The sequence below is a fragment of the Allobosea sp. P1_A7 genome (genome assembly GCF_056406775.1).
Genome location: NZ_JBFTZN010000438.1, coordinates 1 through 3,149, shown reverse-complemented (window position 1 = coordinate 3,149; position 3,149 = coordinate 1). Strand labels below are relative to the sequence as shown.

Below are 3,149 nucleotides of genomic sequence, written 5' to 3'. Positions count from 1 at the left end.
CCTTCCCGGCGGATATGTCCAGAACGAGGTCGTCATCGGCCGCTATGCCGAGCGTGTGCTGAGCGGGGCGTTGGCCACGGCGAAAGGCTTCCGGCTCAGTACTGACGACCGGCTGCGTGCCGAGCTGATCGAACGCCTGATGTGCGATCTCACGGTCGATATCGGCGCCGTCTGCGCCAAGCACAAGGCGAACCCGGAGGATCTGGCGCCATCCTTCCCGCGACTGAAGGCGCTGGCGCAGGACGGGGTCATTCACTTCGACGGCAGTCGCGTGCTGATGCCGGAGGATTCGCGCCTGCTTGTCCGCAAGGTGGCCTCGGTCTTCGATGCCTATCTCGCTCAGCCGGGGCGCAGCTACAGCCGCTCGGTCTGAGCGCAGATGCATCCAATGCCTCGGCGGCGCAGTGCGGTGCCGAGAATGTGTCGTGTTCACGACATCGGCGAGGCCTGGGCGACCGCTGTCTCCCAATAGGGCGGATTCCCGAAACTCTGGCGCAGATGTTCCGTCAAGGCGCGTACCTTGACGGAGGCTGCGCGGTCGCGGGGATGGGCGACGTGGACTTCAGCGCCTTCGGCCTCGATCCCGACATCGACGATCTGCAGGTCGCCGCGGGCGACCTGCTCATGGACGACAAAGGTCGGCAGCAAGGTGATGCCAAGCCCTGCCAGGGCGGCGTCGCGCATCATCAGCCCGTTATTGACGCGCACGGCCGGCTGCGCTCGCACCACGACTGCGCCGCTCTCGCTGTGAAACCGCCAGTCCGAGTCCCGGTTCATGTAGAGGATCGCGCGATGCTGCCTGAGTTCGATCAGCGTCCCCGGTCTGYCACAGGCATCCAGATAGGCAGGYGAGGCGACGAGGACGCGGCGGCTGCTCGCAATGTGCCGCGCGACAAGTCGCGTGTCATGGATTGGGCCATGGCGGATGACGGCATCGTAGCCATCCGCCGCCGCATCGACGAAGCGATCCTCCAGCTCCAGTGCCAGCTCGATCTTGGGGTTGGTCGCCAGGAAGGAAAAGATCGCCGGGCCGAGATGCAGGACCCCGAAGCTGACGGGTCCGGAGATCCGCAGTGGTCCGACCAGCTCGCTTCGCCGTTCGGCGAGTTCTGCCACGGCCTCCTCGGCCTCGCGCAACAAGCGCCTGCCGCGCTCCAGGAAGGCGGTGCCGCCTTCGGTCAGCGACAGCTTGCGGGTGGTTCGCTGCACAAGTCGCGTGCCCACCAGCCGTTCCAGCTCCGCCAGCCGTTCGCTGACCACGGATTTGGCCAGTCCCATGCGCTGGGCCGCAGCGGTGATCGATCCGGCTTCCGCGACCATCACGAATGCCGCGACTCCGTCGAGCTTCATCATTGTTCGCTATTTCCGGAAACCAGTTTCGCTTTCTGGCGGCTACTCCAGACAATGGCGCAGCGCCATCATCTCGTCGAGAGCAAGGCCGTGCCCTGGAGTGCCCGGCCGGACATGAGGAGAGATCGCGATGCTTCGCTTCCTGGCCGCCGCTACCGGCGCCCTTCTTTTCGCTGCCCCCGCGTTGGCTCAGATTGTTCCGTTTCCGGCGGGTTTCCGCACGCAGGAGATCCCGACCAACGGTACGACGTTGCACGTACGGGTCGGCGGACAGGGGCCGGCGGTCGTCCTGCTGCACGGCTATGGTGAAACCGGCGACATGTGGGGCGAGATGGCGGCCGATCTCGCGCGGGACCGGACCGTGATCGTTCCCGACCTGCGTGGCATGGGCCTTTCGGCCATCCCCGAAAAGGGCTTCGACAAGAAGAACCAGGCCGCCGACATTGCCGGCGTCCTCGATGCCCTGAAGGTGGACCGGGCGGAGCTGGTGACCCATGACATCGGCAACATGGTCGGATTTGCGCTTGCCGCCGGGTATCGCGATCGCGTGACGAAGTTCGTGCTGATCGATGCCCCCTTGCCGGGCGTCGGCCCCTGGGAGGAGATCCTGAAGAATCCGCTGCTCTGGCACTTTCGCTTCGGCGGCCCCGACATGGAGCGGCTCGTCGCCGGCCGCGAGCGCATCTATCTCGATCGCTTCTGGAATGAATTCTCGGCGACCCCCAGCCGGTTCAGCGAAGCTGCGCGAGAGCATTATGCGGCGCTCTACGCCAGGCCGGGGGCGATGCGCGCGGGCTTTGCCCAGTTCGCCGCCTTCGATCAGGATGCTGTCGACAACAAGGCCTTCCTGGCAAAGGGCAAGCTGACGATCCCTGTGCTGGCGATCGGGGGGGAGAAATCCTTCGGACTGGGCATGGCTGCGGTCATGAAGTTCGCAGGCGAGAACGTCCAGGGCGCGGTTGTGCCCGGTAGCGGACATTGGATCATGGAGGAGAATCCTGCGGCGACCGTCGCTCTGGTCCGCAGCTTCCTGGATGCCGGGCGACCATGAGAGCGGCGACCCGGTCGCGTCGGAGCGCCGCTGCCTTCGACCGGATCATGCGTCGCCGTCACCTATACGTTCACTGAACCGGAAGGGCCGATCTGCCGAAGCGGAGGCCCCTCTGTCCAACAGGGTCGAGCGCTGGCGATAACGGTCCACTGAGCGAGAGCGCGCATCTGCCCTGCGACGGCCAGCCGGGCCGCTCATTCACGAATAAAAATCGAGAGGATCCTGCCCGCGGCAGTGCGCAAGGCCGCGCCTCCGGTCTTCCCCGGCGATTGTCAGGCGCTGCGTCGGGCGGGGGTGCGGCAGACCTTGGTGGCGCGGCCTGCAAAGTCCTGCTGCCACGGGAGGAGAAGCAATTCGTCGGAAGGTGTAGGGAGCCTACTGCTCCGGGCGATCCGCCTATAGGCTTCATCCGAACGAGGCGCGCCCTATTCCCATCGTTCCGGTTCCGCTTTTGCACGCTAGCGTTCTGCCGGAGCAGGGAAGGGGAGCGCCATGCCCATCATCGATGTGGACTTCGGTGATGATGTCGTCGTCAGCCACCCCGATCTCGTCAATCTCTATGGCTGTGCGATCGGCTCGGGCACACGGATCGGCCCCTTCGTCGAGATCCAGCGCGGCAGCCGCATCGGCCGGCGCTGCAAGATATCCTCGCATTCCTTCATCTGTGAGGGGGTGGTGCTCGAGGATGAGGTCATGATCGCCCATGGCGTGATGTTCACCAATGACCGCATTCCGCGCGCGGTCAGGC

The 3,149-nt window shown here is 65.4% G+C and carries 3 protein-coding genes and 1 pseudogene; 3 read left to right on the top strand and 1 reads right to left on the bottom strand.

What is annotated here, in order from left to right:
- Window positions 1-373: pseudogene (locus AC1D34_RS35865) on the top strand (coproporphyrinogen III oxidase); the annotation flags it as partial.
- A gap of 56 nt (window positions 374-429) precedes the next feature.
- Here AC1D34_RS35865 and AC1D34_RS35860 read toward each other — a convergent pair.
- Window positions 430-1,353, bottom strand: a complete 924-nt coding sequence (locus AC1D34_RS35860) for a LysR family transcriptional regulator (protein WP_476826826.1) — start codon at window positions 1,351-1,353, stop codon at window positions 430-432.
- 127 nt (window positions 1,354-1,480) lie between these two features.
- Between AC1D34_RS35860 and AC1D34_RS35855 the strand changes: the two genes are divergently transcribed.
- Window positions 1,481-2,401, top strand: a complete 921-nt coding sequence (locus AC1D34_RS35855) for an alpha/beta fold hydrolase (RefSeq protein WP_441488142.1) — start codon at window positions 1,481-1,483, stop codon at window positions 2,399-2,401.
- 492 nt (window positions 2,402-2,893) lie between these two features.
- Window positions 2,894-3,149: LbetaH domain-containing protein (locus AC1D34_RS35850; protein WP_476826825.1), on the top strand; the 256-nt coding region annotated here is incomplete at its 3' end.